9 protein-coding genes and 1 tRNA gene are annotated in these 19,497 nt (G+C 48.8%); 3 read left to right on the top strand and 7 right to left on the bottom strand.

Features of this window, described 5'->3' with window-relative positions:
- Positions 1-60 precede the first annotated feature (60 nt).
- From LRP57_RS06190 to pgm, 7 genes are all read right to left on the bottom strand, one after another.
- Positions 61-1,983 carry a dipeptide ABC transporter ATP-binding protein gene (locus LRP57_RS06190; protein ID WP_231205661.1) on the bottom strand — a complete coding sequence of 641 codons (1,923 nt, stop codon included), beginning with the start codon at positions 1,981-1,983 and terminating at the stop codon, positions 61-63.
- A gap of 8 nt (positions 1,984-1,991) precedes the next feature.
- Positions 1,992-2,963, bottom strand: a complete 972-nt coding sequence (locus LRP57_RS06185) for an ABC transporter permease (RefSeq protein WP_231205660.1) — start codon at positions 2,961-2,963, stop codon at positions 1,992-1,994.
- Complete coding sequence (locus LRP57_RS06180; protein ID WP_231205659.1) at positions 2,956-3,882, bottom strand: ABC transporter permease; 927 nt, start codon at positions 3,880-3,882, stop codon at positions 2,956-2,958. The genes LRP57_RS06185 and LRP57_RS06180 overlap by 8 nt, the downstream gene beginning before the upstream one ends.
- Before the next feature lie 389 nt (positions 3,883-4,271).
- Complete coding sequence (locus tag LRP57_RS06175; protein ID WP_231205658.1) at positions 4,272-5,870, bottom strand: peptide ABC transporter substrate-binding protein; 1,599 nt, start codon at positions 5,868-5,870, stop codon at positions 4,272-4,274.
- Positions 5,871-6,225: 355 nt separating this feature from the next.
- Positions 6,226-7,365, bottom strand: a complete 1,140-nt coding sequence (locus tag LRP57_RS06170; RefSeq protein ID WP_231205657.1) for an App1 family protein — start codon at positions 7,363-7,365, stop codon at positions 6,226-6,228.
- A 191-nt stretch (positions 7,366-7,556) separates the two neighbouring features.
- On the bottom strand, positions 7,557-8,789 hold the full coding sequence (locus LRP57_RS06165; protein WP_231205656.1) for an MFS transporter: 1,233 nt from the start codon (positions 8,787-8,789) through the stop codon (positions 7,557-7,559).
- Positions 8,790-9,140: 351 nt separating this feature from the next.
- Complete coding sequence (gene pgm, locus LRP57_RS06160; protein WP_231205655.1) at positions 9,141-10,817, bottom strand: phosphoglucomutase (alpha-D-glucose-1,6-bisphosphate-dependent); 1,677 nt, start codon at positions 10,815-10,817, stop codon at positions 9,141-9,143.
- A gap of 439 nt (positions 10,818-11,256) precedes the next feature.
- On the opposite strand from pgm, the gene LRP57_RS06155 reads away from it, so the two are divergent.
- From LRP57_RS06155 to LRP57_RS06145, 3 genes are all read left to right on the top strand, one after another.
- Positions 11,257-11,343, top strand: a tRNA-Ser gene (locus LRP57_RS06155).
- Between the two features lie 119 nt (positions 11,344-11,462).
- The gene (locus tag LRP57_RS06150; protein ID WP_231205654.1) at positions 11,463-11,735 is read left to right on the top strand and encodes a hypothetical protein; all 273 of its coding nucleotides are present in this window, start codon (positions 11,463-11,465) and stop codon (positions 11,733-11,735) included.
- Between the two features lie 416 nt (positions 11,736-12,151).
- Positions 12,152-19,135, top strand: a complete 6,984-nt coding sequence (locus tag LRP57_RS06145) for a hypothetical protein (protein WP_231205653.1) — start codon at positions 12,152-12,154, stop codon at positions 19,133-19,135.
- Positions 19,136-19,497 lie beyond the last annotated feature (362 nt).

Genomic DNA, 19,497 nt, shown 5'->3' with positions numbered 1-19,497 from the left:
AGTGCGGTTTGCGGAAGTACACTCTCGATAACTTCCGCAAACCGCACTGGGTGTAAGCTCTCAGAGGTTGAGCTGAATTTTACGTCCAGGAACCGCGTCAATAAGTTCCCGCGTGTAGTTTTGAACCGGGTGAGCAAAAAGATCATCGGAACTTGCAGCTTCAACCAGTTTTCCATGTTCCATGACGACGACATCATCAGCGATCTGGCGGACCACAGCCAAGTCATGCGTGATGAACAGGTAAGACAAACCAAGTTGCGCTTGCAGGTCGTTAAGCAGATAAAGGATCTGGTTTTGTACCAGAACATCCAATGCAGATACTGCCTCATCCAAAATAACAACTTCAGGGCTTAATGCCAAAGCGCGGGCTACAGCGACACGCTGACGTTGACCACCTGAAAGTTCATTCGGATAGCGACGCATAACAGAACGAGGCAAAGCAACCAAGTCCAGCAGCTCTTGAACGCGACGTACACGGATACGTCGTGGGTCCAAATCACGTTTTTCTTGGGATGTGAGCTGACGACCTGAGTTTGCGGCTTCCACGAGGATCTGTGCCCACTCAGCTGGCTTACGATTTGTGCTTTCAGCACGCGCGACTTCTTGGCGTGCATAATCTAAGGTCCCGTACTTGTGGACCCGCAGAGGTTCTTCGATGACACGGAAAATCGAATACATGGGATCCAGTGACCCGTAAGGGTTCTGGAATACGGCCTGTAGCCGACGACGCAGAGCGAAAAGTTCTTTTTCGCTCATCTGCGAGGTATCTTGCCCGTCAAAGTAGATTTTGCCGGAAGTAGGCTTAAATAGCTGCAAAATCATGTTCGCAGCAGTTGATTTACCTGAACCTGATTCACCGACCACGGCAAGGGTTGTTCCGCGACGCAACGCAAATGACACGTCATCAACTGCAATGAGTTTCTTGGCTTCACCTTTTGAACCACGAACGTCGAAAACTTTGGTGAGGTTTTCAACGCGGATAATTTCTTCGGTGGAACTGGAACCCAGACCAGAACCGGTGAGTTCTTCCTCAGTGACAGAGATTCCTTGCGCATGAGCTGATTCGATACGGGCTGATGCTAAGGACGGGGCAGCGGAAACCAGACGTTTCGTGTACGGATGCTGTGGGTGCTGCAAAATCTCTAATGCGGGACCAGACTCCACGATACGTCCACGGTGCATCACAACCAGTTGTTCGGCGCGTTCAGCCGCTAAACCGAGGTCATGGGTGATGAATAGGACCGCTGTTCCTAAGTCCTTTGTGAGGGTTTCCAAGTGATCCAGAATACGACGTTGGACGGTGACATCTAAAGCAGAGGTAGGTTCGTCTGCAATCAGAAGTTTTGGACGTGCAGCCATGCCAATGGCAATAAGTACACGCTGTCGCATACCGCCAGAAAATTCATGGGGGTATTGTTTTGCGCGTCGTTCAGCGTCAGGTAGGCCAGCTTCAGCGAGGAGTTCTGAGACTCTGCGGCCGACTTCGCTTTTTGGTACCACGTGGTTAGCGACCAGTGATTCGCTGACTTGCTTACCGATGCGGAGTACAGGATTCAGGTTTGTCATGGGGTCCTGAGGAACTAACCCGATACCTGAACCACGCAGGGATTCCCATTCTTTCTGGCTGAGACTTGTGATGTCTTTTCCGTCAAATTCGATGGAACCGCCTGTGATTTTGCCTGTGCCGGGCAAAAGGCCGATAACAGCGGCAGCGGTTGTTGATTTTCCGGAACCTGACTCACCGACGATTGCGACGGTTTGGCCAGGGTAGATGACAAGGTTAGCGCCACGAACAGCGGGGACAACACCTGTTGATGTTGTGAATGTAACTTCAAGGTCTGTGATTTTCAGCAGGGGTTGCGCATCATCAGGATGAATGTCGCCTGTTTCCTCATGTGCTGAGGTTGCCTCAGCGTTTTCGCCAAGGACGGTACGTGTGACGGCTGCTTCTAATGCGTCATCGTTGAGGGGAGTGTCATTCATATGCTCGTTCACTTCTTCCGCGCCTTCGGGTCAAGGGCTTCGCGTACAGCGTCACCCATCATGATGAAGCTCAAAACAGTGAGCGCCAAAGCTAATGCAGGGTAGAACAAAACCATTGGTTGTGTGCGTAGGGATTGCTGGGCTTGTGAAATGTCAACACCCCATGACACGGCTGATGATGGCAGACCGATACCCATGAAGGACAGGGAAGCCTCAGCAACAATGAAAGTACCCAAAGCAATTGTGGCGTACACGATGATTGGGGCCATGCAGTTAGGCAGGATGTGGCTGAGCAGGATACGCGCTTTTGAAGCGCCAGTGGCCTTGGCTGCAGTCACGTATTCTTCGTTCTTTGCTGATAGGACAGCGCCGCGAGTGATGCGGGCAATCTGTGTCCAACCGAAAGCCGCGAGGACGCATATGACCATCCACACGTTGCGGTGTTCTTTGAACATTTGCATGACGACGATAGCGGCCAACAGCAGTGGGATTGCAAAGAATATGTCTGTAATGCGGCTGAGCAGCGAATCAAGCCAGCCGCCAAAGAAACCTGCGAGTGCGCCGAAAGTAGCACCGATAATGACAACGAGGATTGTGGTGAAAACTCCGACGGTGACCGAGGCGCGAGCACCGTAGATTACTCGTGCGTAGATGTCGCATCCTTGACGGTTGAAACCGAAAAAGTGTCCTGAAGTAGCTGGTTTTAATGAATTTCCAAGTTCGCAGAATTGCGGATCAAGACTTGTGAATAGCTGCGGGAACAGCGAAATCATGATAGCAAAGAAAATGATGATGGATGACAGCCAGAACAGGGGCCTCTTGCGTAGGTTCTTCCAAGCTTCACCCCACATAGATGAAGGGGCTGATTCATCTGCTACGGCATCAACTGCGCCGAGGCCTGTTTCATCAATGTCGGAAACGTAGTGCTTTTGTCCAGCACGTGTACGTGCGATATTCGCGGAGGGAATGTGGTCACTCATAGCGGATCCTTGGGTCAAGCACGGCGTATAACAGGTCAACAAGCAAGTTGGCGAGGATATATACGAGGACAAGCAGCGTTGTCACAGAGACAACTGTGGAAGGCTCACCTTTAGTAATGGCGATCCATAGGGTGCCACCTACGCCTTTAATATTAAAAATACCTTCGGTGATGATTGCTCCGCCCATCAGGGAACCTAAGTCACCGCCAAGGAATGTTGCAACAGGAATCAAGGAGTTGCGCAGAATGTGGCGACGCATGACCTGACCGTTGGGGAGTCCTTTTGCGCGTGCGGTGCGCACATAATCTGCGGTGACGTTTTCGGAGATAGATTGACGTGTCAAGCGTAGGACGTAGGCTAGGGAAACAGCGCCTAGAACGATGGCTGGCATTGTGAGTGAATAAACGGAAACCGATGATGTGACCGTTGTGGGGAACCAGCCGAGTTTCACGCCGAATATGAACTGCATGACGAAGCCGATAACGAATGTTGGTACAGAAATGACCAACAGTGAGAGGACAAGCACGGTGGAGTCAAAAATGCCGCCGCGTCGCATACCTGCGATCACGCCTAGGGCGATACCAAGAATCGCTTCGATGAGCAGCGCGTAGATCGCTAAACGCAAGGTAACGGGGAAGGCTTGTGCCATAACCGATATGACGTCTTGACCGGAGAATGTTTTACCAAAATCAAGGGTGAAAACGCCTTTGAGGTACAGCAGGTACTGTAGCCAGAAGGGTTTGTCGAGGTTATGTTCTGCTTTGATTCGGGCAGTAGCGGCCTCAGAGAGGCCTTTATCGCCACCAAGGGCAGCAACGGGGTCACCTGGCATCAGGTAGACCATTGCGAAGATCAGAAACGTTGCTCCGAAAAAGACCGGGATGGTCTGTAGGAGCCTCCGTCCGATGTAGCGCGCCATGGACAAGTCCTTCGGGATGGGGAATTCAGCAGAATCCTCCGCTGAATGTGCTGTCGATTTCGACCTAGTACGAGGTCGGCGTGTGTAAGTGAGTTTACTTAAAGCACACGTGGATAGCATAGGGTAAAAATTGCGCAAACGGCACATTAAATGGCATGAGCCACACTATTGAGGAGAGAAAATCCTCTTTTCCCGTGATTTTTTGGGCATTGTCCCACAAATTTTGTGTGCGATTGATATTTGATTATGTATGCGGCTGTAAAAGAATCTTCTACATATCGAAACATGAAGTGAAAATAAAGGTGTGGCGAACATGTTGCCATGCTCGCCACACCTTTGGAAGTAATCACCACGAATTATTTATTCATGACGATTTTGGTGGTCATATGTCACTTCACGGTGATATTCACGTAGTCCGGTACACCGTCCCACTTGAATTTCACGTTCTCGACATTAGCTGACCAACCTGAGGTTGTATTCGCGTACCACAACGGAATGGATGGAAGCTCTGTAAAGAGGATCTGCTGGATCTTTTCGAGGGTCTTGATGGAATCCTCGTGTGAGCCTGCGAATACTTGCTTCAGCAGAGAGTCAACTTCAGGGTTGGAGTAGTCGCCGTCATTTGCGCTACCACCGGTTCCGTACAACGGAGCTAAGAAGTTGTACTGCCCTGGGTAGTCAGCTTGCCAGCCTGCGCGGAAAGCTGTGGTGATTAAGCGCTTAGTGACATCGCTACGGAATGACTTGAAGTCAGCGTAGGGATTGCCTCCAGCGTCAATTCCTAAGGTGTTCTTGAGTTGGTTGGCGACTGCATCAACCCATGCTTGGTGGCCACCGTCAGAGTTGTAAGCAATCTTGAAAGAGCCGGACCACGGTGAAATGGCGTCAGCCTTTGCCCACAGTTCCTTTGCCTTTTCAGGGTTGTACTTGAGGACCTCGTTACCGGGGATCTTGTCATTGAAACCATCAACAACCGGAGAGGTGAAGTCTTTAGCAGGTGTACGTGTACCAGCAAAGATTGCTTCAGTGATTTCTTCACGGTTGATTGCCATGGAGATAGCTTGGCGACGGAGTTTACCTTCTTCGCCGGTGAAGTGGTCAAGACCACCAATGGTGAATGCTTGGAATACAGCGGATGGCTGATTCAAGCCACGGTTTTGGAGGTCTTGCATGTAGCTGGTGAATGCTGAATCCGGAATGGCATCCAAGATGTCCAGGTTATTAGCGGATAGATCCTGATAGGCAGCGTCAAGAGAGGTGTAGAACACCAAGTCAATACCATTATTCTTCGGCTTGTTGTCACCGACGTAGTGTGGGTTTGGAAGTAGCTTCGCGCCCACTTGGTGAGTCCATGATTCAAGCATGTATGGGCCGTTACCTACGGGCTTTTCGCCACCGGCTTCAGGATCTGTGAGTGTGGAATCTGCCAACGGGAAGTAAGCGGCATAACCCATACGGTCAGGCCAGTCGGAAACTGGTTGCTTGAGTTTGATGGTGAAAGTGTAGTCATCGACAACGTTAAGGCCAGTGAGGTCACCGTTACCTTCATCGTCGGCACCTTCAATATCAGCGTAGAAGCTGGCAGAAAGCATCGCTTCCTTTGCGCCCATCTTCCATGCGTCAACGAAGTTATGAGCTTTTACAGGTGTGCCGTCAGAGAATTTGCGGTCCTTTTGCAACTTAACGGTCCACAGGGTGTCATCGTCAGAGGTGATGGACTCAGCGACATCCATCTTGGTTTTACCTGTGAGGTCGTAGTAAACCAAACCAGCCATGACCTGGTTAATGATTTTTGCCCCGTTCACTTCATTCGTATTTGCTGGAATGAGTGGGTTCTGCGGTTCGCCAGACCATGCTTTGATGAGTCGAGTTGGATCCCCGGCTGTTTCGCCACTGGCTGCAGTATTTGAAGAAGTGCCGCCGGAGCAAGCGGTAAGTGCAAGAGCAAGTGCAGTGGGAACTGCAATCCACATTCTCTTGAATTTCATGTATGTCTCCTGTATTGAGGAAAGGTCATCTCGGTTTCGAGATATCCTGCGTACATTGTTGAGTGTAAATGAGCAGTAGAATCTGCCTTTTTCTTGTCCATTATCTGATGATTGCAAAGAGATAACAGAATATCGCAAAGCGATAACATCACATTGCAAAGATTTGATAAATTCCTTTCGAAAATGTCTGCTATTAATGAAAGAAACATTGATTTTGTGCGACTTTAGGCCTGTCCTTGGTATGGACTAAGGCAGGGTTCATACATGTCACAGTGAATATGATGAATGTCGAGTAACACGGATCATGTGACATAGGTAAAAATATTTCGCCCTCATTCATCGGGTTATAAAAGAATCACGTGCGATGGCTTGAATGAGTGGACACCTCACGTAGCAAATCAAAACCGTCCCGACCAAACCACACAGGAATGCTGTCGGGCACGTTTTTTAGAGCCTGTGGGACCATTGATTCAAAAGAATAATGGGACATGAACTGTTCAAAGTGAGAGAGTGAACGAATCGCTATGCCAGCAACATTAGTGGGATGCTCACGGGCAAATTCTGCGTAAATTTCTGGATCGCGTTGCCCATCATCACCAACAAGGAACCATTTCATATGCGGATATTCTGTGGCAAGACGGCGTAATTCACGGCGTTTATGTTCTGGACCTGAACGGAACCAGCCGGTATTGGATGGGCCAAAATCTGTCATCAAGAATCCCCCGTGCGGGTATCCAGCACGTTCTAAAAAGTCACGCACAGTAGGCAGAACATTCCACGCACCTGTGGACAGGTATAAAACGGGGGGATGTACAGCCTTTGGATTTCCAGAAAAACCCAAAGTCAATGCACGCAGTAGCTCTGGCATACCAGGCACCGCTTCACGTTCAGATACATGGTCAATAAAAGAGTGTTTCGCTGCGATCAACACGCGAGGAACCATCGAAACCATCACAGTATCATCAATGTCAGAGATAACACCGATTTTTTCGTCAGGGCCGATGATACGCAAAGCAATAGGGACGGGGTGACGTGCACGTATTTTTCCTGTACGCATACCTTGGGGGCGTGCGCTCAGATTTTTCATATCCTGAGGGTGGAGAACCTGAATCCATGCAGTATGCCAACCGGGTGTGAGTCCGTGGTTGTGAATCACGAGGTCAATGTAGCCTCCGCGATCCGCATATGTCATGGTGCGGGTGCGACCAACGGTAACGATAACGGGTTGTCGGGGAACTTGTGCGTCAAAGAATTGACGCCATCCGCGTTTGTTTTTCAACCAGAGCCGCTGGTCGTCTGTACGGTCCATAATAACTCGGCCAAGGATACGTGCCTGCTGCGTGCTGCCTTGCCCGCCAAAACCTACGACACCTGTGCGGAACCCTAGAGGAATGAGTGCGTGAGCAATGGCAGATGAACATGACTCACCCATGTAGTTAATGAAAGAAAGCAGGGGTGAGGGGGTTTCGTCATCAATGAGAAGATCTGCTCTCACGTGGAACCTCGTAGTATGGATCGTTATAACGTGTCGGATGGTTGATTCTAGTCACCATGGTAGTCCAGCGCATGTTGATGTATGACAGATGTTATCTGTTGATATTCACGTCAAAATCGTATGAGCGACATTTCATGAGTGATATCGTGCAGGCCCTGTCGGCTCGCAGACGATGAGTAAGTCGTGACGCATCAAGCGTCGAGGAGATCTGAGGGTTGCATAGCAGGTTTTTCGACCCCGCGGCGTAGGCGTGACAAACCTGCAAGCATGACTGCAACCATGATCCACGCAAAAATCACCATCACAATAAAGCCGCCATAAGACGACGATGAATCAATTGCCGGTCCGGCGACGGCAGAACCTAAAGAGACGCCTAAAGTCAAAGACGTACTCATCCACGCAAGCCCTTCAGTGAGCTGCTGAGGGCGCACAATCTTGGTAATAATCATGTTGACATTTGTCAGTGTTGGCGCACAAGTAAGGCCACTGATGAGCATAACTGTGCCAAGAACCCACAGGTTATTCGCACAAAGGAAAGTGCTCACACCCAAGGCAAGTGCGAAAACACCTACAGCGAATAATTTCCACAGAGGGTGCAACCATGTGCGTGACCCGTAGATCAAAGCAGCGCATAGTGAACCTAAAGCGAAAACTGCCAGCAATATACCTGAGTAGGCTGGTGCCCCTTGTTCTTCAGCGAATGCAATGACAGAAACATCGTTTGCTCCAAAAAGAGCGCCCGCACCTATATAAGTCAGCACAAGGACAATAACAGCAGGGTCACGTAGCACCGATGGAGCCGAAGTGTGCTCATCTGTGTGTGTCATAGGTGTGGGTTCTGTACTGCGTTGCGATAGGAAAGCGTAACCGCCGACCGATGTGCATAGTGCAGATAAAACCAAACCTGTTGTGGGATGGATTGACGCGCCTAATATTGTTGCCAAGATTGGTCCAACAATGTAAATCAGCTCATCAATTGCTGATTCGAGGGCGTAGGCGGTTGGCAAGTGCGTTGGTGAAGATGCCGTGACTTTCAGCCATCGTGAGCGTACTAAAGCTCCAGGCGACCCTGATGTTGCTCCGCTGATGATACTGAAAATAAAAACAAGCCACAGAGGTGCTGCCAAGAAAAAACAGGTAATAAGGGCGATGACGGATATGCCGCAAACAGTGAGGGAAGGTCCCATTGTGCGTAGTTGCCCATGTCGATCAACGAGGCGGGCCAAGATCGGAGCCGTTATTGCGGCGGCGACAATACTTGATGCTGTGAGGAGGCCTGCAATCGTGTAATTTCCATAAATTGCTTTAACGGACAAAATAGTAGAAATCCCCATCATTGACATGGGGGTACGTAAAACTGCCCCAGCTAGGCTAAAACGTGCCGCTCCGGGGATTTTTAATATCTGCGAATACGCTGAAAACATATATAAACATCCTATGTGGAAGGCACTGGCATGGCTTCGCATGAGTGCGTGTTTTTTCTCGCACTGTTATTGCGATACTGTGCTGATGTGAGTACATGATGTGATGTGCGTGACGCTCGCATTCGTGCTGCGTGTAAGGACTGTGGAGAGCGCAAGAAAACTGCATGAACTTCCTGCGAACACCCTGTATTCGCTTGTAAGTTGCAGTACATGATGAACCCTCTGTATCAGTCAATGTGAGGACCGGTACAGAGGGCGTGTGATTAAGAAAAAGCGGCAGTGTGCGTGTGACTTAAACTGTTCTTGTTTCAGTCAATTAACGTGCTCGTGCCCAGATTCCTCCTCAGATATTCAGCCTCGCCCTAATGCCTGTGACACAAGCGCTTTTGCGGCTTCTTGAACCTGATGTAAATGCTCATCTGAGCGGAATGACTCAGCATAAATCTTGTACACGTCCTCAGTTCCCGATGGCCGCGCTGCAAACCATGCAAAGTCAGTTGTCACTTTAAGGCCACCAATAGACGCATCATTACCGGGGGCGCGCACTAATTTAGCTGTGATCGGATCCCCAGCAAGCTCTGTTGCGCTCACATCACAGGGATCTAAAGCTGCTAGTTTTGCTTTTTCTTCACGTGAAGCAGCTGCGTCAATGCGCGCATATGTGGAAGCACCAAAACGTGCAACCTGTTCCTCATGTAACTGGGAAGGTGTTTTACCTGTGACAGCAAGGATTTCTGAAGCCAGCAAAGCCAAGATAATACCGTCTTTATCAGTGGACCATACGCTGCCATCTTTACGTAAGAAAGACGCTCCAGCAGATTCTTCACCACCGAAACCAACAGAGCCATCCAATAATCCTGGGACAAAGTACTTAAAGCCCACAGGAACCTCAATCAGCGTGCGCCCTAAAGAAGCAACAACACGATCAATCAACGATGAGGACACCAAGGTTTTACCAACTGCCGCATTCGCTGGCCACTGGGGGCGATGAGTCATTAAATACTCAATAGCGACAGCGAGGTAATGATTTGGATTCATTAACCCATCCGCTGTGACAATGCCATGACGGTCAGAATCTGCGTCATTACCTGTGGCAATGTCATAGGGTGTTCGTTCTTGATCGTCAGGAGTCATGATGTGACGCAAAGAAGCCATCGCATAAGGCGAAGAACAGTCCATGCGGATCTTGCCATCCCAGTCCAAAGTCATGAACGGCCATGATGGGTCAACTGACGGGTTAACGACCGTTAATTCCAGCCCGTATCGTTCACCAATTGCCGCCCAATAATCAACCGAGGCGCCGCCAAGTGGGTCCGCGCCAATACGAACCCCGGCTTTACGGATAGCGTCAATGTCGATCACTTGTTCAAGCTGGCTGACGTAGTTATCTAAATAGTCGTATGCGTGAATGCATGGGTGTTCAAAAAGCGCCGACCCGGTAATGCGAGGAACTGACTGCCATCCAGCTGACAGGATTTCATTTGCCCGAGAAGCAATCCAGCCGGTCGCGTCGGAATCTGCTGGCCCACCATGAGGGGGGTTGTATTTGAATCCGCCGTCACGTGGAGGATTATGTGAGGGCGTAACCACGATGCCATCAGCAAGTCCGCTACCTGTGGTTCGGACGGGGCCGGGGGCGCCATTTGCGCACAAAATAGCGACGGATACGGCGGGAGTTGGCGTGTATGAACCGCGTGAGTCAATGTTGACGTGAACGCCAGCGGCGGCAAGGACTTCTAAAGCGGTACGCCATGCGGGTTCAGAAAGCGCGTGAGTGTCTCGTCCGATAAATAGAGGACCGTCAATGCCTTGTGCGGCACGGTATTCAATAATTGCGGCAGTTGTGGCAACAATGTGTGCCTCATTGAAAGCGCCATCTAAAGATGAGCCTCGGTGTCCAGATGTTCCGAAAACGACTTGTTGCCCAGGATGTGCAGGGTCTGGTTCGATGTCGTAGTAGGCGGAAGTGACTTCATTAACGTCAATAAGGTCATCCGGAAGTGCAACTGTGCCAGCTCTTTCATGCATAAATAACAGTGTGTCATGCTGGGTCAGGCTGAGGGGGGTTATGCCCGTATTGAGGGATGAAGGATGGCCTTATATCGGGGTGAGCGACGAAATGCGGAGGAGAAAAAGGACGAAAGGCCGTGTATTTGTTGTGGATATGTGAGGTCTCGTCATGATGGTTTATCTGGTTTTGATACGACAGTGGATTATGAAGGTGTGCCGATTGATACCAGTCATTTGTAGTGGGTGGTGTGTGAAGGCGTGTGTGCGAGTGTTGCATTGAGGCGCACGTTGTTGGCTCTGGTTTTGAGATTGAATTGAGTGGAGGTCCCCTGCATGTCTCTTAGTGTTTTTGTGCGGCTTTGAAGTACGTGCATAGGACGCAAGAGTGCATTTGTGTGCTGTTCCGCATGGGTGTGTATTTGATGAGAGCGGATATTCGGTTAGAATGGGTGAGTCAGGAGAGCTGACCGAGTGGCCGAAGGTGACGGTCTTGAAAACCGTTGTGTCAGCAATGGCACCGGGGGTTCGAATCCCTCGCTCTCCGCAGCGCACCCCGTGATTTCGTTGAGATCACGGGGTTTTTCGTTGGAGAGTCCCATCTGGGCTTATTGGCTTATTGGCCATTTGGGGGTTCGGACAGTTTCTTGGAGTTTTTAGGAGACTGTGATGAAGGTTGTTTATACGTCTGAGCAGCGGCGTGTTGTGAGTAGTTTTTCGGTTGATTCTCATGGTCGTCGAGTGGTGCTGGCTGAAGATGCTGATGGTGCTGGGGGAGGGTATTACCCAGGGGAGGTGGAGTTATTAACCCGCAAGCGCTGGAAACTACCGAGCAGTACGTATCACCCAGGAGGGGTAGAGTTATTTCTTGCTTCAGGCGGGCATTATCCCCTATTTAGACAAAGAATCTTTTTTCAAAACATTAAAAAAATCCTCTGAATGCCTGTAATAGAGCCAGAAAAGAAGTTCAACAGATCTCAGATTATGAGACTTTTTCTTCTAATTTTTGTCTAAAAATTTTAGACAAGCAATGCTTAGAAGGAAAACGCTCGCGCTTTAATAATGCGAATATTGTGTTTTTGAAACTTAAATGATTTTGACTGAAAGCCCCGAAATATAAGGCATATGTCTAAGGTCCTATATTTTTTTTCAGCCTCCGAACTTCTGCAACGACGGTACTTGTTTCACCAAATGCTCATGAAAAATACCTCAATTTATACCCACCCTCATTAAATAAAAGGTTAAATCTGATTAGTGCGGGGGGGGGGTACGAGATATATGCTGCATTCTGTTTTGTATGTCCTTGCTTCGACATTTTTGATGTTATGAAGATTCTTACGAGAACAGGTAAACGTATGAGTAGAACTGTTGTAAAGTCGCAAAGCCGACTTAAACATATAGGTCAGAGCGCTACCGGTATCTTTTTAGCGGTCGCACTGATTTTTGGTGGAACAGTGCTTATCGGTACTCCACAAGCTCAAGCTGCAGGTGAGTACAACGATGGCCAATATGCGTATAACTACAAGGCAAGTACCGATAACCTGATTCGAAACTACGTTACCGGCGATATTTACTACATCCGAAAAGGCGAAACCTCACCACAAAACTTAGATTGGTGCGTGCCCGTAGGAACAGTCGTAACAAAAGATGTGGCCTGTGTAGCCTACTCATTCAACATGGCGCATGAACGTTGGGGTGGCAGCCCATTCTTCTGGTTCACCGTTCCTACTGCCCTTAATGAGCCCTACAAAATCCAAACTCAAACTGACAATGATGAGTGGAAAGTTTATGAGGGCTGGGAAAAACTCAATGCATGGAAATCATCCGGCCGTGGACGCTGGGTACGGACCCGTGATACAGGGCATGGACGCATCAATGAGCGAACCGGCGAATCTGACTCCGGCGGCAGCGATTTTGACGCCGAATTTAACAAAATGGCCGGTTTAGGTAACTACGATAATGCCGGTAACACAAAGAATACGCTGCTGGCGATTCGAGACAAGAGCCGTAGCATCTACGTCACACGATACAGTGCAGGCAGTCGTACCGTGAACATTCGCTACGCCGCTGAAGTTAAAGACAAGAACTTAGACGCACCTATTCTCGGTGGTATCAACCAGCGCTTCAAATCATGGAATATGCAGTACGGCAAATGGTCAGTCACTCCCGGTGATCCAGCTCCGTTGAACACTGTCAATGAGCCAAAACTTCCTGAAATGACTGAGGTTGAACACGCGAATAACCTCAGCAGTAACGAAAAGACCACGGTTGAAAATAAGGTAAAACAAGCTAACAGTGACCTCATCACGAACGGAATCATCAAAACCGTGACGACCGATGACAATGGTACAACCACCGTGACATACGCGGATGATACAACCGATGTCATAGCAGGGTCCTCCCTAGTTCGTGAAAGGAAACCTGAACCCGTAGTCACTCCACCGGATAACAATACTGTGGAGCGAACATGCACCCCTCTACGGAAAAAAGACAATAGCGGCCAATTCTGGACAGTCAAGGTACCCCAACCTAAACTGCGCTACACAACGAGCGATGGAGATTTAGTACTCGGCCGTACAAATGGTCAATCCGAAGGACAAGCGGAAAAGATCCGCACAGAAATTCGTCAAGCTTTTATGAAGTGCAACGAACCTAATGGCGACATGGTTAACTTATATCCACCAAGCAGCCCAGCTCCGACGAGTTTCCGAGTGGGGACAGGTGCAGGTCCATACTCCAATAACCAGCTCAAAGATTCCAGATCAACATTAACCATTAGGGATAGGTGGTATCCCGATGCATATTATTTGAATATTCCTCTGAGTGACCTTGTTGAACTGACTGACGCTGGTACGACACCCACTGAAGCTCCGATCAGTCAAGAAGAACGTGACAAAGCCAAAGCGACAGTGAACTCTCAGCCCCTGTTAACTCCAAATGAAAAAGAGGAGTTCAACACTGAGATTCAAAACGCTGACACGCGAGACAAAATCAATGCAGCTATCGATAAAGCAATCAAGAAGAATGCAGAAAAGGAAGCCGCTAAAGCTGCTTTTGAAAAAGCAAAACAAAAAGCCCGAGAAGACATCAACGCTTTACGCAATCTAAGCCCAGAGGCAAAGAAAAACGCTCTGGCTGCAATTGATGCTTTAACCTATCCAACGCATACTCAAGCAGATATTGACCGGATAGTTAATCAGGCAAAAGCTGATGATCTTACCGCTCTTAAGCAAAAAGCAAAAGAGAACCTTGCTGACCTTGACCAAGCAATTCAAGATAAATACAAGCCGCTGATTGACCAAGCTGGTGATGCTGCAGGCGTAGAAGAACAAGTTCAAGCTGCCCGCCTTGAAGACGCGAAAAACAAAGCAAAAGCCGGTATACGTGAACTTAACCTACCTGCCGACAAAGAAGCAGAATTCCTGCGTAATGTCGATGCTGCAACCAGTGCTGCTAACGCCTACGCTGAACTGGAAAAAGCAAAAGCAGAAGCTGCAAAACAAAGCGCACGTGACCGCGTGAACGCAACCAACCTGCCGCAATCAGAAAAAGATAAATTCCTCGCTGAAATAGAGGCAGCTAAGAGAACTGATGAGCTTGACAATATTGTTTTCCGCGCAGAAAACACTGAGCGAATCAACGACGCGATCAACAAAATCAACAATTACGAGCACCTCAACCGAGCTCAAAAAGACTCGTTGATCTCACGAATTAAATACACCAATACTGATGGTTCTGAAACCATTATTGCCGACAGTGCTGCAGAACTGGGGAATATCCTTGGCGAAGCTGAAACGCTGAATACCGCTATGGGACGCTTGAAAGAAGCACAGACTCGCGCGGAAGCCAAAAAGAATACCCCCGCTTACACCAATGCCGCTCAGGACAAGAAAACATCATTTGATGAAGCTCTTGACCAAGCCAAAGCTGTGACCCCGTCCGATGCGACAGGCGATCAGAATGCATTAGACACCGGTGACGTGGAACGTCTTATTGAACGTCTATCAACAGCAGCTCGTGAACTCGACGGTGTTGATGATGTGACTCCCGCAGTGAATAAGGATGCTCTGCGAACTGAAGTGGGTAAGAGCAACGATGTAAAAGCTTCCCCCGCTTACATTTTTGGCACAGACACACCAAAGCAGAAGTACGACGTTGATCTAGCGGAAGCAAATCGTGTCCTAAACAATGGTTCTGCCACGCAAAGTGAAGTAAATGATGCCCTAAACGCATTAGTTACTGCACGTGAATCTTTAGATGGTGTGCAACCAGATAAGACTGCTCTGAATGGCGAAATCGCCAAGGAAAACGCCACTAAAGCTGATGTGAAGTACATTCGTGCGGATTCAGCAAAGAAAACCGCTTACGATAATGCGCTTGCTGAAGCAAAAGCCGTCCAAGCTGATCCAAATGCGACACAACCGACGATTGATGCCGCCCGCATTAAAACTGAAAATGCGCGTACTGCACTCGACGGTGTTGAAGCAGATAAAGCTGCTCTGAACGAGGCCCTGAGGCGACTGCAAGAAGAACTTGCTCACGCAGCTAATCCTGCGACAGTTGCAGGCAAAACACAGGACTCTGTCGCTGCCTACAGGGAAAAAGAGCAAGCCGCTCAAACCGCTAAGAGCGCCGGTGAAACAGTCCGCGATAACGTGTCAGCCAGCGATCAAGAAGTTGCCGATCAAGTGACTGCTATCAATGCGGCAACAGAGAACCTAGCTGCTCGACGGGCAGCCCTGGTTGATGCTGCTTCCGATAACTCTCGAAATAACGCGCGGACAGATGTGGATACCTACGCCGATCATGCGTTGGACACGGTGAATCATGCTGCTCAAAGCAAGCCTGCGGGACTTACTCCTGAAGCAAAACAGGCATATGATGATGCGATTAAAGCTGCCCGTGACCAGGCGCTCAGGGTAATCAATGACCCAAATTCCACCGAAAACGCAATTAATACTGCTGTAACCGAAGCAAAACTCGCAATCGATAAGGCTCGTGCTCAAGCTGAAATTGATGCGAAAGCTGCCGAGGACACAGCAAAAGTAGAAAAAGCGATGGGTCACATCTCCGCAGATGAGCGCGCTCATGCTATTCAAGCAATTGCTGACAAAGCAACTGCTGCAAAAGCTGAGATTAACAAGAGCGAAACTGACAGCACAGATAAAGTGAATGCTGCACGTGATGCGGGCATACTCGCCATTGATCGTGAACCAGCGAAAATCAGGATCGCTGCTGCGGCAAGTTCTGCTGAAATTATCATCGGTCAACAACTCGATGAATGGATGAGAGATCCAGAAAAATCGAAGTTGCAAGAACGTGCATTAAAAGCAATTGCTGATCTGGCAGCTGAGAAAAAAGCTGACATCGAGACTGCTGCTGCACATGAACTGGAAGCTACGACAGTTGCTGGGGAATTAGCAATTTTCAAAGAAATAGCCAAGACGCTTATTGAGTCATTGCCAGTTCTTGATGATTCCGCTAAAGAAGCAGCAAAAAATGATATTGCGACAAAAGCAAATAAAGCAGAGGTTATCGAATCTTTCCGCAATCTTGCTCGCAAAGTTATTGAGGGATTGACTGACATTCCCGAGGATGTTCTCGCTCGTGTGAACGAAAATCTTGCTCGCGATGATGGTTTGAATAGTATTCGCGGGGATGTTTTTGACGCAGAATCAGCTTCCACCCGAGTACATGCCCTGAAAGCGATTGACGAAAAGGCTACTGCAGCAAAAGAAACCATCAATGCTTTGGAAGGTTTAACACCCGACCAAAAGAAGGCTTTTGAAAGCGAAATTGATGAGGCCGCAGCAAAAGCCAAAGCAAATCTGCGAAGGGAAGGCATTGTATACCTATTAGGTCAGATTGATGATGCGCGCGCCGCAGGTGAGAGAGAAATCGACAAGATCGTTGCTAAAGCTCACGTTGAAGCCAAGCCGAATCTGAGCGAGAAAGACAAAAAGGCAATCGAAGAAAAGATTGACGAGGCTTTAGATAACGACACGATTACCGCTGCTGTAAACGAAGCTGACAGTAAAGACAAAGAAAACCTTGATAAGGCAAAGGAAGAAGCCAATGCTCATATCACTGATCTGCCAACTGTCGGAGAATCTGACAAAGAAACCTTAAAAGATGACATCAATAAGGCGCAGACCATTGACGAAGTAAATGGCGTAGTGTCACGTGCCAAGCTCATAGAAGCCACCGCACAAGCACCATCGGTTCGTGGATCAGATAATTTCACATACGCTGATCCTGAGAAAAAACAGGCCTACGAGGAAGCTGTTGCAGCTGGGGAAAACCTACTGAAGAACCCAAATGCTACTTCGGCAGAAATTGAAGCTGCTATCACAGCAATCAATGAAGCTAAAGATGCTTTGAATGGTCTGGATAATATTCGTAAGGACGCAACTCAAAAGGTGAATGATCTGAGCCTGTTGCCTCAAGCTGAAAAAGATAAGTACATCGAGCGAATCAACGCCTCGAATAGCCATGATGAAATTACCCGTATCATCAAGGAAGCTGAGGAAGCGAATACTCAGTTGCGCGGTGAAAAGCCGACCGACGAGGAACGCGAAAAAGCGAAGGAACAAATTGGCAAGCTCACCAATCTTCCTGAAAGCGATCGCAATAAAGTAAAGGAAGATATCGATAAAGCCGAAACTCGCGGCGAAATCGAGGACATCGTCAATAACGCGAAGAAACAGGACGAAACAACTGGCGCACAACCATCCTCAGAAAACCATAAGGAAGCAGCTAAAGCTGAGGTTGATGCGCTGAAGAACCTGTCAGATGAGGAAAAAGCTGAATTTAAGGATCACATTGACAAAGCTACCTCCACAGCTAAGGTCGATGAGAGCCTCAACGATGCCCGTGACCTCAATGATTCACGTAACACGATTGATGACGAGAAGCTGCTGACCCAAGCCAAAGCCAAGGCAAAGGACGAAATCAGCAAACTCCCGAACCTGACGGATGAGGAGAAAGAAAACGCTAAAGCAGCGATCGATCAGGCCACTGATCTTGGCACTATCCGGAAAACCCTTGATGATGCTCGTACTTTGAATGACTCCAAGACTGCTGGTAAGGCTCTTGATGAGCCTAAGCAGAAAGCGAAGGATGAGATCACTCATCTTCCGAATCTGACGAATGAGGAGAAGGAGAACGCTAAGGCTGTGGTTGATGCGGCGGGGAGCGTTGAGGATGTTCATACTGCCGTGGATAGCGCGCGGACTTTGAATGACTCCAAGACTGCTGGTAAGGCTCTTGATGAGGCTAAGCAGAAAGCGAAGGATGAGATCACTCATCTTCCGAATCTGACGAATGAGGAGAAGGAGAACGCTAAGGCTGTGGTTGATGCGGCGGGGAGCGTTGAGGATGTTCATACTGCCGTGGAAAGTGCGCGGACTTTGAACGACTCTAAAGTTCCTGCTAATTCTGACCTTCCTCAGATCAAAGAGGAAGCAAAGAAAGCAATCGACGCTTTGCAGAATCTGACACCGGAAGAAAAGGCTGCCGCTAAGAGCGAAATTGAAGGAGCGACGAATACCGACGAGGTAAAAGCCGCTGTGGATAAAGCTCGCACCCTCAATGACGGCAAAGTCTTGGACAACGTGAAGAATGACGCGAAAGACGAAATCGAGGCCCTACCGAACCTCACTGAGAAAGAAAAGCAAGACGCAAAAGCCAGTGTGGATGCCGCGAAGAACCCTGAAGAAATCAAGGAAATTGTTCATACTTCTCGGGATCTAAATGACGGCCGTAATCCGCAAGCTGACGGTCTTGGTGCTGCAAAGAATGACGCGATTAGTTCCGTGAATACTTTGCCGAACCTTAGTGATAAGGAAAAAACTGAGGCTGCTGATCGGATTAATGCCGCCACTTCTGCGGAAGAAATCGCGGAAATCCTGAAGGAAATGCGTGACCGAAACGATAACGCCCTTATTGGTGTGGATAAAGAAGGAGCAAAAGCTGCAATTGATGCTTTGCCGAATCTGACGGAACCTGAGAAAACTGAGCTGAAAGATCAAATTGATCGAGCAGCGACAGTCGATCAAGTGAAAGACGCACTTGATAAGGGTCGAGTATTGAATGACTCACGTTCCAAGTACCCGCCTGTACAGCCTGAAAACAATGGTGCTGCCAGCGGACAAAGTAATGAGAGTAGTGCAGATTCCTTGCGTCGAAATGCTGCACCACATCAAGGCGGCAAGCTGCCTCATCATGGCAAGCTGAGCCACACGGGTGTTCCCACAGGCCTGCTGTTTGGATTTATTCTGACTGGCCTGATGGGTGCTGCTGTGATGATGATTCGTCGTCGTTACGGTTCAACCAAGTGAACACCATGTACAACTGAATAAGGTGACATAGGCAGTGGGGTCAAGTTTTCTTGGCCCCACTGTTTATCATGCGATGGACTCACTATGCGAGTGAACACTGCTTATCCTTGTCTTGCTTGCAGTAAGAAACCTCGCACATCCGCTACCTGTTAAAGCCATGAGCTGAGTGGAGCAATGGCTAAATGTGCTCAGTACAGAAACGTAACGGCACATCTGTGATGATTGAATCTCTGTGCCCAGAGCTACGGTTATAGGTGTTGAGAATACGTAGCTGTACGCATTGAAATGTTGCGAGGGTAGATATGCACAACCTGCAATGATGTGGTGGATGTTATTTCGGACTGATTCGCATGTTTGTCCTG

The organism is Schaalia sp. lx-260 (assembly GCF_021083645.1).
GTDB lineage: Bacteria > Actinomycetota > Actinomycetes > Actinomycetales > Actinomycetaceae > Pauljensenia.
This window is presented reverse-complemented; position numbering and strand designations above follow the sequence as displayed.